The 16,609-nt window shown below is 60.8% G+C and carries 16 protein-coding genes; 3 read left to right on the top strand and 13 right to left on the bottom strand.

What is annotated here, in order from left to right; all coding sequences use genetic code 11:
• The first annotated feature begins 105 nt into the window (after positions 1 to 105).
• Both selD and mnmH read left to right on the top strand, forming a co-directional pair.
• Positions 106 to 1,140, top strand: coding sequence for a selenide, water dikinase SelD (gene selD / locus PM2_RS00720; protein WP_016713230.1), 1,035 nt, complete (start codon positions 106 to 108; stop codon positions 1,138 to 1,140).
• A complete protein-coding gene (gene mnmH, locus PM2_RS00715; RefSeq protein ID WP_016713231.1) occupies positions 1,140 to 2,252 on the top strand; it encodes a tRNA 2-selenouridine(34) synthase MnmH in 1,113 nt (370 codons plus the stop codon). Before selD ends, mnmH begins: the two co-directional genes overlap by 1 nt.
• A gap of 76 nt (positions 2,253 to 2,328) precedes the next feature.
• On the opposite strand, the gene PM2_RS00710 is transcribed toward mnmH, so the two are convergent.
• From PM2_RS00710 to hmpA, 13 genes are all read right to left on the bottom strand, one after another.
• A complete protein-coding gene (locus tag PM2_RS00710; RefSeq protein ID WP_016713232.1) occupies positions 2,329 to 2,715 on the bottom strand; it encodes a lysozyme inhibitor LprI family protein in 387 nt (128 codons plus the stop codon).
• 20 nt (positions 2,716 to 2,735) lie between these two features.
• Positions 2,736 to 3,275 (bottom strand): hypothetical protein, encoded by a 540-nt coding sequence (locus tag PM2_RS00705; protein WP_016713233.1) that lies wholly within the window; start codon positions 3,273 to 3,275, stop codon positions 2,736 to 2,738.
• Positions 3,276 to 3,385: 110 nt separating this feature from the next.
• Positions 3,386 to 3,949, bottom strand: coding sequence for a GNAT family N-acetyltransferase (locus tag PM2_RS00700; RefSeq protein ID WP_016713234.1), 564 nt, complete (start codon positions 3,947 to 3,949; stop codon positions 3,386 to 3,388).
• A 176-nt stretch (positions 3,950 to 4,125) separates the two neighbouring features.
• Positions 4,126 to 4,509, bottom strand: a complete 384-nt coding sequence (locus tag PM2_RS00695; protein ID WP_025753817.1) for a YkgJ family cysteine cluster protein — start codon at positions 4,507 to 4,509, stop codon at positions 4,126 to 4,128.
• A gap of 126 nt (positions 4,510 to 4,635) precedes the next feature.
• Entirely contained in the window at positions 4,636 to 5,763 is a 1,128-nt protein-coding gene (locus tag PM2_RS00690; RefSeq protein WP_016713236.1) for a PH domain-containing protein, read from the bottom strand.
• A gap of 114 nt (positions 5,764 to 5,877) precedes the next feature.
• A complete protein-coding gene (gene alaC, locus PM2_RS00685; RefSeq protein WP_028698921.1) occupies positions 5,878 to 7,086 on the bottom strand; it encodes an alanine transaminase in 1,209 nt (402 codons plus the stop codon).
• Between the two features lie 253 nt (positions 7,087 to 7,339).
• Complete coding sequence (gene cyoE, locus PM2_RS00680) at positions 7,340 to 8,227, bottom strand: heme o synthase (RefSeq protein WP_012270561.1); 888 nt, start codon at positions 8,225 to 8,227, stop codon at positions 7,340 to 7,342.
• Positions 8,228 to 8,238: 11 nt separating this feature from the next.
• Entirely contained in the window at positions 8,239 to 8,571 is a 333-nt protein-coding gene (cyoD, locus tag PM2_RS00675; RefSeq protein WP_003248599.1) for a cytochrome o ubiquinol oxidase subunit IV, read from the bottom strand.
• Positions 8,571 to 9,197 (bottom strand): cytochrome o ubiquinol oxidase subunit III, encoded by a 627-nt coding sequence (gene cyoC, locus PM2_RS00670; protein WP_012051225.1) that lies wholly within the window; start codon positions 9,195 to 9,197, stop codon positions 8,571 to 8,573. Before cyoC ends, cyoD begins: the two co-directional genes overlap by 1 nt.
• A 3-nt stretch (positions 9,198 to 9,200) precedes the next feature.
• Positions 9,201 to 11,219 carry a cytochrome o ubiquinol oxidase subunit I gene (gene cyoB, locus PM2_RS00665; protein WP_016713238.1) on the bottom strand — a complete coding sequence of 673 codons (2,019 nt, stop codon included), beginning with the start codon at positions 11,217 to 11,219 and terminating at the stop codon, positions 9,201 to 9,203.
• A 3-nt stretch (positions 11,220 to 11,222) separates the two neighbouring features.
• Complete coding sequence (gene cyoA, locus PM2_RS00660) at positions 11,223 to 12,164, bottom strand: ubiquinol oxidase subunit II (RefSeq protein ID WP_012270558.1); 942 nt, start codon at positions 12,162 to 12,164, stop codon at positions 11,223 to 11,225.
• Positions 12,165 to 12,723: 559 nt separating this feature from the next.
• Entirely contained in the window at positions 12,724 to 13,230 is a 507-nt protein-coding gene (locus PM2_RS00655; protein ID WP_028698920.1) for a disulfide bond formation protein B, read from the bottom strand.
• A gap of 367 nt (positions 13,231 to 13,597) precedes the next feature.
• A complete protein-coding gene (gene hmpA / locus PM2_RS00650; protein WP_016713240.1) occupies positions 13,598 to 14,776 on the bottom strand; it encodes an NO-inducible flavohemoprotein in 1,179 nt (392 codons plus the stop codon).
• Between the two features lie 154 nt (positions 14,777 to 14,930).
• Between hmpA and norR the strand changes: the two genes are divergently transcribed.
• A complete protein-coding gene (gene norR, locus PM2_RS00645; RefSeq protein WP_028698919.1) occupies positions 14,931 to 16,487 on the top strand; it encodes a nitric oxide reductase transcriptional regulator NorR in 1,557 nt (518 codons plus the stop codon).
• Positions 16,488 to 16,609: the final 122 nt, after the last annotated feature.

Here is a 16,609-nt window from a genome sequence, read left to right as displayed (position 1 = left end):
CGGGGAAATGCCGACAAATCCGTCGACACCGAGGATTATAAGAGGCCAAGGCCCAAAGGCCAGCTTTGCTACAATCGCGCAACAATTTGACCTGTCGAGGTGCATATGAGCGAGCCGATTCGCCTGACCCAGTACAGCCATGGTGCCGGCTGTGGCTGCAAGATTTCCCCCAAGGTGCTGGATGTGATCCTTGCCGAAAGCGGCACCCAGGCCCTGGACCCGAAGCTGTGGGTTGGCAACGCCTCGCGCGACGACGCTGCGGTGTACGCGCTGGACGACGAGCGCGGCGTGGTCTCGACCACCGACTTTTTCATGCCGATTGTCGATGACCCGTACGACTTCGGCCGCATCGCCGCCACCAACGCCATCAGCGACATCTACGCCATGGGTGGCGACCCGCTGATGGCGATCGCCATTTTGGGCTGGCCGGTCAATGTGCTGCCACCGGAAGTGGCCCGCGAAGTGATTCGTGGTGGCCGTGCGGTGTGCGCCGAAGCAGGCATTCCGCTGGCCGGCGGCCACTCCATCGACGCCCCCGAGCCAATCTTCGGCCTCGCCGTCACGGGTGTGGTCAGCAAGCGCCACCTCAAGCGCAACGATACCGCCACTGCCGGCTGCCGGCTGTACCTGACCAAACCGTTGGGCATCGGCATCCTTACCACCGCCGAGAAAAAGGCCAAGCTGCGCGCACAAGACCAAGGCCTGGCCCGCGACTGGATGTGCACCCTCAATACCCCCGGCAGCCGCTTCGGCAAACTCGACGGTGTAAAGGCCATGACCGACGTCACCGGCTTTGGCCTGCTCGGCCACCTGGTGGAGCTGGCCGAAGGCAGCGGCCTTACCGCGCACTTGGACTACGCCGCCGTACCGCGCCTGCCCAGCGTCGAGCATTACCTGGCCGAAGGCTGCATCCCCGGCGGCACGTTGCGTAACTTCGAAAGCTACGGCCACAAGCTCGGCGCACTCAGCGACGAGCAGAAACACCTGCTGTGCGACCCGCAAACCAGCGGCGGCCTGCTGGTGGCGGTCAGCCCTGAAGGTGAAGACGCGTTCCTGGCAGTCGCTGCCGAACTGGGCCTGCAACTGTCGCCAATCGGCAAGCTGGTCGAACGACAGAGCCACGCGGTCGAGGTGATCTGATGCGCCCCGACTGCACCGATTTCCGCCGGCTGTTCCTCGACGACGTGCCGATGATGGACATGCGCGCCCCCGTCGAATTCGCCAAAGGCGCCTTTCCTGGCGTGGTCAACCTGCCGCTGATGAATGACCAGGAGCGGCAGAAGGTCGGCACCTGCTTCAAGCAGCAGGGCCAGGCAGCTGCCATCGCCCTGGGCCACCAGCTGGTCAGCGGCACCACCAAGCAGGCTCGGCTGGACGCCTGGGTGGCGTTTACCCAGGCCCACCCCGAAGGCTACCTGTACTGCTTCCGTGGCGGCCTGCGTTCGCAGATCGTGCAGGGCTGGTTGCGTGATGAAGCGGGCATCCAGTACCCGCGCGTCAAGGGCGGCTACAAGGCCATGCGGACCTTCTTGCTGGAAACCACCCAACAGGCGGTGGCGCAGTGCGATTTTGTGCTGCTGGGCGGCCTTACCGGTACTGGCAAGACCGACGTGCTGCATCAGCTGGATAACGTGCTGGACCTGGAAGGCCATGCCAACCATCGCGGCTCCAGCTTCGGCAAACGCGCCACCGCGCAGCCGGCGCAAATCGACTTCGAGAACCAGCTGGCCATCGACGTACTGAAGAAACGCGACCGAGGCGTTGAACAGTTCGTACTGGAAGATGAAGGCCGCATCGTCGGCAGTTGCACCGTGCCGCTGGAGCTGTACCAGGGCATGCAGCAATACCCACTGGTGTGGCTGGAAGACAGTTTTGCCAACCGCGTTGAACGCATCCTGCGTGATTACGTGGTCAACCTGAGTGCCGAGTTCGCCGCTGTGCATGGCGAGGAGGAAGGCCGCCGGTTGTTTGCCGAGCGTATGCTGCAAAGCATGGCCAACATCTACAAGCGTTTGGGCGGCGAGCGTTATCAGCGGTTGTCGGCGCTGCTGGGCCAGGCGCTGGAAGCGCAGCAGCGCAGCGGCGCGGTGGAGCTGCACCGGGGCTGGATCGAAGGCTTGTTGAACGAGTATTACGACCCGATGTATGCCTACCAGCGTGCGGCGAAGGCTGAGCGTATCGAGTTTGCCGGAGATGCCGTGGAAGTGCGCGAGTACCTCAAGGCCCGGGCGCTGCGCAAGCCTCATCATTAGCACCGGCACAGCCGGTGTCATAAACCGAGTCGCCTTCTTCGCGGGCGAGCCCGCGAAGAAGGCGGTACAGGCAACATCACTGCCCAGGGCTGAGCACCCGTTCCAGCTCCGCTGCCCGGTCACGGGTCATGTCCATTACACATGTCCCACCTTCCAACTGCGCCAGGGTCCCGCCACTGGCCTGCACATGGAACTGGCAATTGCCATCGCGGTAGGCCATCCACTTGCGCTGCACATCGCGCAAGCTTTTCTGCTGCCCGGCCTCCAGCTTGCCCATCAACTGCTTGTACACCCGGTTCAAACGCTGGTCCTGCACCTGCGTTTCAGCCTGGATGCACGCGCTCATGGCCACGGTGCTGGAAGCCTTGTCCATGCACTGCCCGTAGGCCGCCGTGTAGTCGTCCGCCACTGCCAGCGGCACCACGCAAGTCAGTGCCAGGCCCGTGAGGTAATGCTTGGTCATATGTAACACCCTCCTTGAGATCAAAGCGTCTGCGGCTGCTCTGGCGGCATCAGTACGTTGGCCGGTTCGAAGTGCAACGATGGCATCTGCGTTGCCGAATACATTGCCACACCCAATGCGGCGATCAGCGCAACATCAAGCCAGGTCCAACCCGGCATGTCGTCGGTGCTGCGTGCCTTCCAGCAATGCCATGCCTGGCCCAGGCAGAACACCAGCATCGCAACCAGCCACAGGTAAAAACCAGCGCCAAAACCTGCAAAGTCGTGGAACTCGTAGCTCTGGTTATCTGGCAAGCGCTCGATGCCGAAACTACTGGCCGCCAGGTAAAGCGCGCCAAGGCCGAAAAGCAGGGCCAGCCGGCGGAAACGTCGATGGGCAAGAATCGCCAAGGCCAACAGCGGATTGGCAAACCACTGATACAATCCGAATGGCACGCCCCAAGGCCCGTACAGCAACATCTGCAGGGCCGGCATGTGATGGTTGCCGCTCATCAGCACGCCATCGAAGAACAGGGCGAGCAAATACAGCAGCAAGCTGATGCTCAGGTAGAAAACGGGCAAGGGACACACCTGGTGGAAACGGGACAGCCTACGACCTTAACCCAGGCCCTGCCCCGCCTCCAAACCCTCAGCGAGTCCCGCGCAGGGTTACCGCGAAATTCGCCGCAAGACTATGCAACAGGCGGCTCCAGCAGCAGGCCGTAGAGACCCGAGTCGGACAACTCGCCGGCCACGCACCAGCGCGCTCGCAGTGTGCCTTCGAGCACGAAGCCCTGACGCTCCAGGGTGCGTGCCGAGCCCTGGTTGCGCGGGTCGATTTCGCCTTCAAGGCGGCGCATGTGCAGGGTGTGGGCCAGGTAGTCGATGAAGCAGGTCAATGCCTCGTCCATATAACCCCTGCCCTGCACCGCGCTGGCCAGGCAATAGCCAATCTCCCCACGGCGGGAGACATCGTCGATGTTGAACAACTGGACCATGCCGATGAGTTCGCCATTGTCGCGGCGGTACATGCCGAGCTTGAGCTGGTCACCATTGGCATAGGCTTCGCGGTCGGCGGCCAGGGCACTTTCGGCTTCGGCCAGGTCTTGCCAGGGGGCATGGTGCCAATAACGCATGACCTCGGGGTCGGCCATGATCGCCAGCCATTGCGCGGCATCGGCATGGCGCATGGGGCGCAAGTGCAGACGCGGGCTGTCGAGGCAGAGGTCACTGGGGAAACTGCGGGGTGGGGTCACGCCGGATCTCCTGTCCATTGCTGGGGAGATGACAGTTTAACGTCAAGCGCAGAGTTCGGGCATCCCGGGGCTGCGTTGCGGCCCATCGCGACACAAGGCCGCTCTTACAGGTTGCGGCGCAATACCTGTAAGAGCGGAATTGCCCGCGATAAGGCCATCAGCCTAACCCAGTGCAATCAGGCCACCTCAGCCCCATCATCCGGCCAATGTGGCTCATTGGCCCCCGGCGGGGTCAGCGGCGGCAGCCCATACGCCGCCCGCGCATCGTCACAGCTGGGGTTGTGCACCCCCCCCTCCCACGACGCCTCGAACTCGCGACAAGGACTGGAACGGTTGGCATAAATGGTACAAGCCACCTCTTTACCGATCTCGCCCTCAAGGCTGACGCAGCGGCATGGCTTGGCGTCGGTGCCGATCATGGCAACGCGGGTGGGGTTGATCTGCACCACCAGGTCGTCTGGCACAAGGCCCCCGGCAGACTGGCATTCGCCCCAGAAGAAGGACACACGGAAGTACCCGCAGCAGGCGCCGCAGTCAAGGCAAGGGTTATATTCAGACATGATGCCACGGAGGGAAGGTTGTTGTTATCGGGGCTGGCCCGCGGCGCCATTTTCATTCGAACCCGGGGCGGCTGGATAGAGGGGCCATGCAAAATATTTTGCCGCTGATCCGGCCGCCCGCATCCGCTACCGCAGCGCCTTGTAGGTAGTCGCGTCCCAACGCGTCAACGCCAGGCCTTCGGTCGGGTCATAGTCATCACCGCACACCTTGCTGAAGTGCGTACAAACCTCGCCGCAATGCACCAACCGATTATCTCGCTCACCCTCGGTCAGCACCGTGTAAGACTCGCTGCGCATGGCGTGGTACTGCCTTTCAGCAGCGCTCATAGCCCGGTGATACTCCATGAGCTGCCTATCGCTCAAGGCCAGTCGCTTGCCCAGCTCAACACCCCAGCGGGCAAGGCAGACTTCGGCAAAATGACGAACGACCAGCCCGGGTTCCTTGAGCACCTCGCCGCCGCTCGCACCATCGACCGACGCGTTGCCCACCAGCGTGGCATGACGCCCCGGCATCGGATAAATGCAGATCTGCGTACCACTGGCCACTGACGGGATCACGCAGGCAAAGCCTTTGGAACGCTCATCACGCGAATAGAAGCCGACATATTCACGCACGTTTGCCGCCAGCGTGATGCGTTCGGCTTGCACATTGCCCACGCCGGGCACAGGGTCGATTGCAAAGATGTTCACCGGTATGTCCCGCAGTACCGGGTCTTGTGCCATGGCGTTGGCCAACATGTGGCAGCTGATACCGCCCCGGCTCCAGCCCACCAGGTTCACCTGGGTCGGAATGCGTGGTTTGCGAAACATGCTGATGATGCGCTCTTGCAGTTCCTGCGGAGTCGGATGGCGGTCACCGTAATCGTAGGTACGCCAGAACCAGGAGGCCGTGGAAGAAGCATCCGGAACAGGTACACCGGCGTTCTTCAGCCGCTCGTACTCTTCCTCGCTCAATTTGGTGCGGTGCCAGCTGCTTTCGCCTTTGATCACCTGCAGCACATGGTTGACGTTCTCTTCCCAGCCGCGGCCGAACAGTTGGCCAGTCCAGTTGAAATAACCTCCGGGCTCGACGAACAGGTTGTCGTCCTGAAGGTTGCCACTACCGGGGCCGTCGACGGCTATCCAGTGCGCGAATTCGCGGCCCTGGTCGTTGCTGGCCAGGGTCGATACCAGTTCGCCGTTCCAGAAGTTGGGGTTGGCGTCGTCGAAGCGGTGGGAGCCGGTGCCGCAGAAATAGGCGGTGAAGACACTCATTTGTGGATCTCTGTGATGAGAAATGAGTGCTGAAGATAGGTAGGCAGAACGGTGAAATGCAGGCGGAAAGCGCTCACCTGAAGCAATGGGGGCCGCAACGCGGCCCCCTGATGCTTACTTGTTGCTCAACCCATCAGCGCGGAACATCTGCCGGATCCCGCGAATGGCCTGGCGAATACGGTCCTGATTCTCGATCAGGGCAAAGCGCACATGGTCATCACCATAATCACCAAAGCCGATCCCCGGCGACACGCATACCTTGGCCTCGGCCAGCAGCTTCTTGGAAAACTCCAGCGACCCCAGGTGCGCATATTGCTCCGGGATCTTCGCCCACACGTACATCGACGCCTTGGGGTTCTCGACCATCCAGCCCAGTTCGTGCAGCCCCTTCACCAGCAGGTTGCGACGCTGGCGGTATTGCTCGGCGATGTCGCGCACGCACTGCTGGTCACCTTCCAGCGCAGCGATGGCCGCGACCTGCAGCGGGGTGAAAGTGCCGTAGTCGTGATAGCTCTTGATCCGCGCCAAGGCACTGACCAGCTCGGGGTTACCGACCATGAAGCCGATCCGCCAGCCCGCCATGTTGTAGCTTTTGGACAGGGTGAAGAACTCCACCGCAATGTCCTTGGCGCCGGGCACCTGCATGATCGAGGGGGCTTTCCAGCCATCGTATACGATGTCGGCGTAGGCCAGGTCGTGCACCACCAGCACGTTGTACTGCTTGGCCAACGCCACCACGCGCTCGAAGAAGTCCAGCTCCACGCACTGGGCAGTAGGGTTGGACGGGAAACCGAGGATCATCATCTTCGGCTTGGGAATCGACTCGCGAATCGCCCGCTCCAGCTCGTTGAAGAAGTCCACACCCGGCACCAGCGGCACCGAACGCACCTGGGCACCGGCAATGACCGCACCGTAGATATGGATCGGGTAGCTGGGGTTGGGCACCAGTACCGTGTCGCCCTGGTCGAGGGTGGCCAGCATCAGGTGCGCCAGGCCCTCTTTAGAACCGATGGTGACGATGGCTTCGCTTTCCGGGTCGATGTCGACCTCGTAGCGTTCCTTGTACCAGTTGGAAATGGCCCGGCGCAGGCGCGGGATACCGCGAGAGGTGGAATAGCCGTGGGTATCTTCACGCTGGGCAACCTGCACCAGCTTCTCGACGATGTGCGGCGGGGTGGCGCCATCGGGGTTGCCCATGCTCAGGTCGATGATGTCCTCGCCACGGCGGCGGGCAGCCATCTTGAGTTCGGCAGTGATGTTGAAGACGTAAGGGGGGAGACGATCGATGCGCGCAAAGCGGCGCGGCGAACCTGGGTTGGCCATGGCTTCCTCTGAATACGTAAGCGCCCGGAACCGTCCGAGCGACGTTGGCCGATGTGGCGGCCTGGATCAGAAGATAGTGCCGAAACAGGATGTCTGTAAAGGATAATTTCCTGTTTTGTTATATTTTTTCAGATGTATTTTTTGAAAATTTGAATTTTATGTTTTCATAACCGGCCCTTCTCGGGCACAGGAAAAACACCCATAAAAAAACCCCGGCACAATGGCCGGGGTTTTCGTGAAACAGGCAGCAGTTTCAGCGTGCGTAGGTCATCAGCACGTCCGCAGCAGTCTGGCTGTCCACACCCATCATCACGCTCAGAGCGGTGACAGTGAGGATGGAGAAGCCGAACACTTTACGGGCCCACTTGCTGTCGTCCTCGGCTTTGTAGCCGCCCCATGCCATGTACAGCCAGTAAAGGCCCATGGCAGCTGCCACGGCCAGGTAGCCGAGGCCGGCGTAACCGCCGAGGGTAAGCATCAAGGTGGCGAGCACGAAGGCCAGCACGTACAGCACGATCTGCTTCTTCGCCGCCAGGACGCCACGTGCCACCGGCAGGACCGGAATGTTGGCAGCGCTGTAATCCTTGAAGCGGAAGATGGCGATGGCAAAGCTGTGCGGCATCTGCCACAGGCTGAACATCACCAGCAGGGTCACTGCAGCCAGGTCGAAGCTGTTGCTCACGGCGCAGTAGCCGATCACCGGAGGCATGGCACCAGACAGGCTGCCGACCAAGGTGCCGTGCACCGATTTACGCTTCAGCCACAGGCTGTAGAAACCGACGTAGACGATGAAGCCGATCAGCGCACAGAACGCCGACAGCGGGTTGGCCTGGACATACAGGAGGCTGAAACCCGCCACCCCTAGCAGGGTGGCGTAGATCAGCGCGAGGGGCAGCGACATGCCGCCCTGCACCATGACGCGGTTCTTGGTGCGCTCCATCTTGTGGTCAATGTCACGGTCGATGCAGTTGTTGAACACGCATCCGGACGCCACCACCAGCGAAGTACCGATCACCACCGCCAGGAACAGGGCGAAATCCACATGGCCCTTCGAGGCAAGGAAGAAACCGCCTGCCACGGAAAGCACGTTACCGAAAATGATCCCCGGTTTGGTGATTTGGATAAAGTGCTTAACGGACATGCAGTCTTACCTCACTTGGCCAACATTTCGAAGTGGATGCTGAACATGATCCACAGCGACAGGCCGACAAGCAGAGCGATCACCAGGGTGGTGAACAGGAACGTCGATACGTTGTTGCGTTGCTCTTTCGAGCGGTCCATGTGCAGGAAGTAAACCAGGTGAACAACTACCTGGATCACGGCCATGGCAACAATGATCAGAACGGTCAGGTTCTTCGGCAGGCTGGCGGTCATGGCCAGGCCGAACGGGATCGCGGTCAGGATGATCGACAGTACAAAGCCGATCATGTACGACTTGACGCTGCCGTGATTACCTTCGTGATGAGTGTCGTGTGCGTTAGCCATTACAGAACTCCCAGCAGGTAAACGACGGTGAATACGCAGATCCAGACCACGTCCAGGAAGTGCCAGAACAGGCTCAGGCAGCTCATGCGGGTCTTGGCGGTCGGCGTGATGCCGTGCTTGTTGATCTGGTACATCATGATTGCCATCCAGATCAGACCAGCAGTCACGTGCAGGCCGTGGGTACCTACCAGGGCGAAGAAGCCCGACAGGAAGCCACTGCGCTGCGGGCCGAAGCCTTCGCTGATCAGGTGATGGAATTCATAGATTTCCATCGCGATGAAGCCTGCACCGAACAGGAAGGTCACAGCCAACCAGCCCAGTACGCCTGCTTTCTTGCCATCGAACATCTTCAGCATGGCGAAGCCGAAGGTGATCGAGGACAGCAGCAGGAACAGCGTTTCAACAGCTACGAAATCGAGCTGGAAGATGTCATGACCCGACGGGCCGCCGGCAAAACTGCCGGACAGCACCGCGTAGGTAGCGAAGAGCGACGCAAATAGGATGCAGTCGGTCATCAGGTACAGCCAGAAGCCCAGTACGGTCATCTGGCCCGAGTCGTGGTGGTGGTCGTCATGCCCATGGTCGTGACCATGAGCAGCGCCGCCGTGCATTACTTGACTGGACATTGATTACACCCGCTCAAACGATTCGACACGTGCGCCGGCAGGCAGAGCACCTGCTTTGGCCAGCGCTTTCATACGCTCGCCTTCGATGCGCGCCACTTCTTCGGCTGGAACCATGTAGCCCTGGTCGTCACGGGCAGCGTGGCGAACGAAGACAGCGATGGTTGCAACCAGGCTTGCGCCAACCAGCCACCAGATGTGCCAGATGAAGGCAAAGCCGAAGACGGTCAGGAACAGGCCCATGAACAAACCGGTGGAGGTGTTGCTCGGCATGTGGATAGCGTCGAACTTGGTCGCTGGCTTGTAAGCCTTGCCGCTTTCCTTGGTTTCGTGCCATGCGTCCAGGCCAACCTGCTCAGGCATGTGAGCGAAGTTGTAGAACGGAGGTGGCGACGAAGTGGACCATTCCAGAGTACGGCCGCCCCATGGGTCGCCGGTCACGTCCAGGTTCTGGTTGCGGTCGCGAACCGATACGTACAGCTGGATCAGCTGGCAAGCGATACCGAACAGGATCAGCACGGCGCCGACAACGGCTACGTACAGGTAGGGTTCCCACAGTGGGTTGTCGGAGTGGTTCAGACGACGGGTCATGCCCATGAAGCCCAGGGCGTACAGCGGCATGAACGCAACGTAGAAGCCCGACAGCCAGAACCAGAAGGCAGCTTTGCCCCACTTCTCGTTCAGGGTGAAGCCGAAGGCTTTCGGGAACCAGAAGGCGAAGCCGGCGATGTAGCCGAATACCGCGCCACCGATGATCACGTTGTGGAAGTGCGCAATTACGAACAGGCTGTTGTGCAGGACGAAGTCAGCACCTGGAACGGCCAGCAGTACGCCGGTCATGCCACCGATGGAGAAGGTGACCATGAAGCCCAGGGTCCAGAGCATCGGTGCGGTGAAGCGCACACGGCCTTGGTACATGGTGAACAGCCAGTTGAACAGCTTCACACCGGTCGGAATGGAGATCAGCATCGTCGCCAGGCCGAAGAAGGTGTTGACGCTGGCGCCGGCACCCATGGTGAAGAAGTGGTGCAGCCATACCGCAAAGCCCAGGATGGCGATCGCGCCCGATGCGTAGATCATCGAGTGGTGGCCGAACAGGCGTTTGCCAGAGAACGTCGAAGTCACTTCCGAGAACACGCCGAAGGCCGGCAGGATCAGGATGTAAACCTCAGGGTGACCCCACGCCCAGAACAGGTTGACGTACATCATCGGGTTCCCACCAAGCTCGTTGGTGAAAATGTGGAAGTCCAGATAACGGTCAACAGTCAGCAGCGCGAGTGCAGCAGTCAGGATCGGGAACGAAGCAACGATCAGTACGTTGGCCCAGGTGCAGGTCCAGGTGAAGATCGGCATGTCCATCAGTTTCATGCCAGGTGCGCGCATCTTCATCACGGTGACGAGGAAGTTCACGCCGGTAAGCGTCGTACCCAATCCGGATAGCTGTAGCGCCCAGATGTAGTAGTCAACGCCCACCCCAGGGCTGTACTGAATGCCCGCGAGCGGCGGATAGGCAACCCAGCCGGTCTTGGCGAATTCACCAACGCCCAGCGAGATGTTGACCAGCAGCACGCCTGCCAGCAGCAGGTAGAAGCTCAGGGAGTTCAGGAACGGGAAGGCAACGTCACGTGCACCGATCTGCAGAGGAACCGCCAGGTTCATCAGGCCGGTGAAGAACGGCATCGCCATGAAGATGATCATGATCACACCGTGAGCGGTGAAGATCTGGTCATAGTGTTCAGGCGGCAGGTAGCCTTCGGAGCCACCGGTTGCGGCAGCCAGCTGGGTACGCATCATGATGGCGTCGGCAAAGCCGCGCAGCAGCATGATCATCGCGACGATGATGTACATCACGCCGATCTTTTTGTGGTCGACAGTAGTCAGCCACTCGCTCCACAAGTAGGTCCACTTGCGGAAATAGGTGATAAGACCGACGACAGCGATACCGCCGAGCGCGATCATGGCAAGCGTCACCATGACTATCGGCTCGTGATAGGGTATCGCCTCCAGGCTTAATTTACCGAACATCTCTTACTCCTCTGCACCGGCAGCTGGTTGCATACTCGATTCCACACCCTTGGTTGTGGCCAGGTCTTTGCTGCCTGCTTCTTCGTGGCTACGACCGCGGTTCATGCCTTCGTACTTGTCGACGATCAGCTGGAACTGCTCAGGCGAAGCCTCGCTGTACAGCGCGACTGGGTTGTTTTCGCTTGGTTTGGCCAAGGCGTCGTATTCGGCCTTGTCCAGCTTCTTCGGCGACTGCTTGACCTCGGCGACCCACTTGTCGAAGTCTTCCTGGGAGGTGGCAGTAGCCTTGAATTTCATGCCGGTGAAGCCAGCACCGCTATAGTTGGCGCTGATACCGTCGAACTCGCCGTTTTCGTTGGCGATCAGGTGCAGCTTGGTGGTCATGCCGGCCATGGCGTAGATCTGGCCGCCCAGGCCCGGGATGAAGAACGAGTTCATCACGGCGTCGGAAGTGACGCGGAAGTTGACCGGGGTGTTAGCCGGGAAGACGATCTTGTTGACCGTGGCAATGCCCTGCTCCGGGTAGATGAACAGCCACTTCCAGTCCAGCGCGACCACGTCGATCTGCACCGGCTTCACATCGGAATCCAGTGGACGGTATGGGTCCAGCTTGTGGGTGGAGTGGTAGGTGACGTAACCCAGGGCGATGATGATCAGGATCGGGATGATCCACACCGCGGCCTCGATCTTGGTCGAGTGCGACCAGTCAGGGGTGTAGGTGGCTGCCTTGTTGGAAGCACGGTACTTCCAGGCGAACGCCAGGGTCATGATGATGACAGGGATTACCACCAGCAGCATCAGGCCGGTAGCGATCAGGATCAGGTTCTTTTGCTCAATGCCGACCTGGCCCTTCGGGTCGAGCAGGGTCCAGTTGCACCCACTGAGTAAAAGCATGCCTAAAAAGGGCAATATGCCAAACAGTCTGGGGTAACGCTTTTTACTCATCTCACGACCTCTAGATCAGCTTGCTTCAATGCAATTTGTGTTTTGGTAGCCAACACTTCGTCCTGCCAAGTGAGGCATTTCGCGCCCGTACTCGCTCCTGCCTGGGGTCCGACTGCAGGACCTTGGCTTCGAGCGTGTTAGCGGTGCTTATGGTTTCGTAGGCAACAGGCCTGTACTTCAGACCAAGTCCATTTGGTGCGGGAAAACGCGGAGGGGGGTCCGCCCGGTATCGCCGTTGGGCGAAACTTGACGAAGTCAGCAAAAAGGAGCGCTGGGGCTTCCTTCAATCCTGCGACTCGCAAGCAGTGCCGAACGGAAATTGGGGGCGATTGTAGTGAGGTCGCCAACCCTTGACTATGACTTATTGAGCAACAGTCTTTTACAGAATCTGCAACAATAGCACTCAATTATTCAACTTCGCGACAGTTTGTCGCACCCCGCTTGCCAGGCCTCAAAGCCGCATTCTGCAAGGCTTCGGGATTGATCCAGGTCAAGCGGCGAGCAACTTTTCCCTCTTCTCATGCGGCGTAAAAGACCCCATGCAATTCGGGACTTTTGTCTAAGCCTGGCGTCGGTTGCGGTAGATACCGAGCGGAACCAGAATGGCGGTCAGCACGAACGCTACCAGTGCCCACTGCGCCAAAGACAAACCGAGGATCGGCGGGTACGGCGTGCTGCAGAAGCCGTCGACCTGGAACGCCAGCGGCCAGAGCTTGGCCAGTGGCAGGTCGTCCACGATCGGTTGCAGGGTGTCGATGCCACAACTGACCATGGGGTTGGCGAGTATATACACATGGTTGCCCGCCGCAATGATTCCGCCAATGGCACTGAGCACCACCAGCACCTCGAAGAAGATCAGGCTACGGCGCCCGGGCATCGCGGCAGCGATGAACGCGAACACGGCAATGAACAGCAACGCGTAACGCTGCAGGATGCACAGCGGGCACGGCGCCTCGCCCAGTACCACTTGCATATAGAGGGCGCCGCCGATCAGCGAGAGGCAGATCAGGCCCAACAGCACCAGAAAGCGCCGTTCCCGATTCAGGCGCGATGTTTGTTCGTTCATTGCCGGTTCCTTCGATGGATAGTGGCAGCGTGGTTCGCCTGCCTGGGCGCAAGTCTACACGCTGGGCATGGCCTGTGAGCATGCCGAGGGAGCGGCGCGGTAGCACTGCGCGGGGCTATCCGGTGAGGCTGAGACCGACCGCAACGACGTCGGTTCAACGCCGGGCGGCAAAAAAGCGGCTGCCCGGGTACCGCGCAGGGGCAAGCCCCTCGACACCCGGGAGTGAAGGATACCGTGATTAACGGAGGATTAATGATGAAAGCGGCGAGCCCGGTTTCATCTTTCCTTATATATAGGCAGGAAGGTGTACTGCCTGTACCGGCCTTTTCGCGGGCAAGCCCGCGAAGAGGCTGGTACAGGCGCTACATCACTCCAGGGCAGCCGCCGGCCCGAAGAACTCGTAGCGGCTCTGCTGCTCGGGCACACCCAGCCCCTTCAATTGGCGCTTCACCGTCGCCATGAAGCCCTTGGGCCCAAGGAAGTAGGCATCCACATCTCGCGCCTGCGGCAACCACTCGGCCAGCAGGTCCTCATTCAGCAGGCCGACGGCATCAGCCGCAGCGCCCCCCTCCGGCTCGGCATAGCAGTAAAAGCGCTTGAGCTGCGGATGACGCGCCGCCAGGCCATCGACCCATTCACGGAAGGCATGCACCGCGCCGTTACGCGCACAGTGAATGAAATGCACCTCGCGCTGGGTTTGCAGCGCCGCCTGCAACATGGCCAGCGTCGGGGTAATACCCACGCCCCCGCTTATCAGCACCAGCGGCTTGTCACTGGCCGCCAGGGTGAAGTCGCCCGCTGGCGGGAACAGTTGCAAGGTATCGCCCACCACCAGCTCATCGTGCAGGTAGTTGGACACCTTGCCGCCCACCTCGCGCTTGACGCTGATGCGGTACTCCCTGCCATCGCACAGCGCCGACAGCGAGTAGTTGCGGCGCTGCTCGGCACCGTCGATGCCCAGCTTCAGGCCGATGTACTGGCCAGGCTCGGCCTTGAGCACCGGTTTACCATCCACCGGGGCAAAGTAGAACGAAACGATCTCGCTGCTTTCCTGCTCGCGGCGTACCAGGCGGAATTCGCGGGTACCACGCCAGCCGCCCTCGGCTTCTTCCTTCTGTTTATAGAGGCTTTCTTCAGCGCCAATCAGGATGTCGGCCAGCTGGCCATAGGCCGCGCCCCAGGCATCGATCACCGCAGGGGTAGCGATTTCCTTACCCAGTACTTCCTCGATGGCGCGCAGCAGGCAGCTGCCGACGATCGGGTAGTGCTCCGGCAGAATCTGCAAGGCAACGTGCTTGTTGATGATCTGCCCTACCAGCCCCCCCAGCTGCTCCAGTTGGTCAATGTGGCGCGCATACATCAGCACGCCGTTGGCCAACGCACGAGGCTGGTCGCCACTGGCTTGGTGTGCCTGGTTGAACAGTGGGCGTACCTCGGGGTACTCGCTGAGCATCATCTTGTAAAAGTGGGTGGTCAGCGCTTCGCCGCCGCTTTCCAGCAGGGGTACAGTGGCCTTGATGATTGCACGTTGTTCGGCATTGAGCATTGCGACAACTCCTGAGCCTGTGGCTTCAAATGACTGCCTTGGGTATTTCAGCAATCGTGCCAACTTTTATCGCCAGTAAAATCAGGGGGTTGACGCCAATCATGTCAAAACGACCCACCTCGTCGTATAGTCATATCGACCCATAGGAGTCTTTATGACCGCAAAGCCCTTGCTCACCACCCTGCTGCCCCTGGTCAGCGACCTCTCCCGCGACTTGCCCGACCAGGAGCGCTACCGCCGCTTGCTGCAAGCCATGCGCGGGCTACTGCCGTGCGATGCCGCCGCACTGCTGCGCCTGGATGGTGAATGGCTGGTGCCGCTGGCGGTGGATGGCCTGAGCCCTGACACCTTGGGCCGGCGCTTTCGGGTCAGCGAGCACCCGCGCTTCCAGATACTGCTCAGCCGCCCGGAGCCCACTCGTTTCGCCAGCGACTCCGAACTGCCCGACCCTTACGATGGCCTGGTCAACGCCCCCGATGCCGACCTGCAAGTGCACGACTGCATGGGTTGCCCGTTGATGGTTGATGAGCGCCCCTGGGGCCTGGTCACCCTCGATGCCCTCACCCCCGGGCAGTTCCAGAGCCTGGAGCTGGATGCCCTGCAAGCCTTCGCCAGCCTGGCCGCCGCTACTGTTACCGTGGCCGAACGCATTGAGCACCTGGCTTTGCGCGCCGAAGACGAACACCTGCGGGCCGAAATCTACCGCCAAGCCAGCGGCCAGGATAAAGAACTGATTGGCCAGAGCCCGGCGCATAAGCGCTTGGTGGAGGAAATCCGCCTGGTCGGGGGCAGCGACCTGACTGTTCTGATCACTGGCGAAACGGGCGTTGGCAAGGAACTGGTGGCCCAGGCGCTGCACCAGGCCAGCAACCGGGCCGACAAGCCACTGGTCAGCCTCAACTGCGCCGCCCTGCCCGATACCTTGGTGGAAAGCGAACTCTTCGGCCATGTACGCGGTGCCTTCACTGGCGCGCACGGCGAGCGCCGGGGCAAGTTCGAGCTGGCCAACGGCGGCACGTTATTCCTCGACGAAGTGGGCGAACTGCCGCTAACGGTGCAAGCCAAACTGTTGCGTGTGCTGCAAAGCGGCCAACTGCAACGCCTGGGCTCGGACCGCGAGCACCGTGTGGACGTGCGCCTGATCGCCGCCACCAACCGTGACCTGGCCGCAGAAGTACGCAATGGCAACTTCCGCGCCGACTTCTATCACCGCCTCAGCGTGTACCCGTTGCACGTACCGCCCTTACGCGAACGTGGGCGAGATGTATTGTTATTAGCTGGCTACTTCCTCGAACAGAACCGTTCACGCCTGGGCCTGAACAGCCTGCGCCTGAGTAGCGAAGCCCAGGCCGCGCTACTGGCCTATGAGTGGCCAGGCAATGTGCGCGAACTGGAACACCTGATCGGCCGCTCGGCCCTAAAAGCACTGGGCCAGCACCCCGATCGGCCACGCATTCTCACGCTTGAAGCCGTCGACCTGGACCTGCGCGCGGTGCGCGTAACCCCAGACGCACTCCCCTCCCCCGCAGCCCCTGCCCCACTGACAACATTGCCTGAAGGCGGCCTGCGCGAAGCGGTCGACCTCTACCAGCGCCAAGTGATCGAAGCCTGCCTGCAACGGCACCAGGATAATTGGGCGGCAGCGGCCCGCGAGCTGGGCCTGGACCGCGCAAACCTGAGCCGGCTGGCCCGCCGGCTGGGGCTTCGCTGAGGTTCAGTACAAAAGGATTAACCCAGAAAGCCATCTGGTTGCTTCCCGCCTGGCTGCTATATCTCCCTAACCACCCGAATTTCGACTGCCTGGTCGAGACTGCGTGTAACGCCCCCGCAAGG

The sequence above is a fragment of the Pseudomonas monteilii NBRC 103158 = DSM 14164 genome (assembly GCF_000730605.1).
GTDB lineage: Bacteria > Pseudomonadota > Gammaproteobacteria > Pseudomonadales > Pseudomonadaceae > Aquipseudomonas > Aquipseudomonas monteilii.
Note: the sequence above shows the minus strand (reverse complement) of the source record. Positions and strands in the feature narration are given on the sequence as shown.

Excerpts from the sequence above, each read along its gene's own strand:
- selD (WP_016713230.1), top strand. The coding sequence starts at position 106 with ATGAGCGAGCCGATTCGCCTGACCCAGTACAGCCATGGTGCCGGCTGT.
- mnmH (WP_016713231.1), top strand. The coding sequence starts at position 1,140 with ATGCGCCCCGACTGCACCGATTTCCGCCGGCTGTTCCTCGACGACGTG.
- PM2_RS00710 (WP_016713232.1), bottom strand. The coding sequence starts at position 2,715 with ATGACCAAGCATTACCTCACGGGCCTGGCACTGACTTGCGTGGTGCCG.
- PM2_RS00695 (WP_025753817.1), bottom strand. The coding sequence starts at position 4,509 with ATGTCTGAATATAACCCTTGCCTTGACTGCGGCGCCTGCTGCGGGTAC.
- PM2_RS00690 (WP_016713236.1), bottom strand. The coding sequence starts at position 5,763 with ATGAGTGTCTTCACCGCCTATTTCTGCGGCACCGGCTCCCACCGCTTC.
- alaC (WP_028698921.1), bottom strand. The coding sequence starts at position 7,086 with ATGGCCAACCCAGGTTCGCCGCGCCGCTTTGCGCGCATCGATCGTCTC.
- cyoE (WP_012270561.1), bottom strand. The coding sequence starts at position 8,227 with ATGTCCGTTAAGCACTTTATCCAAATCACCAAACCGGGGATCATTTTC.
- cyoD (WP_003248599.1), bottom strand. The coding sequence starts at position 8,571 with ATGGCTAACGCACACGACACTCATCACGAAGGTAATCACGGCAGCGTC.
- cyoC (WP_012051225.1), bottom strand. The coding sequence starts at position 9,197 with ATGTCCAGTCAAGTAATGCACGGCGGCGCTGCTCATGGTCACGACCAT.
- cyoB (WP_016713238.1), bottom strand. The coding sequence starts at position 11,219 with ATGTTCGGTAAATTAAGCCTGGAGGCGATACCCTATCACGAGCCGATA.
- cyoA (WP_012270558.1), bottom strand. The coding sequence starts at position 12,164 with ATGAGTAAAAAGCGTTACCCCAGACTGTTTGGCATATTGCCCTTTTTA.
- PM2_RS00655 (WP_028698920.1), bottom strand. The coding sequence starts at position 13,230 with ATGAACGAACAAACATCGCGCCTGAATCGGGAACGGCGCTTTCTGGTG.
- hmpA (WP_016713240.1), bottom strand. The coding sequence starts at position 14,776 with ATGCTCAATGCCGAACAACGTGCAATCATCAAGGCCACTGTACCCCTG.
- norR (WP_028698919.1), top strand. The coding sequence starts at position 14,931 with ATGACCGCAAAGCCCTTGCTCACCACCCTGCTGCCCCTGGTCAGCGAC.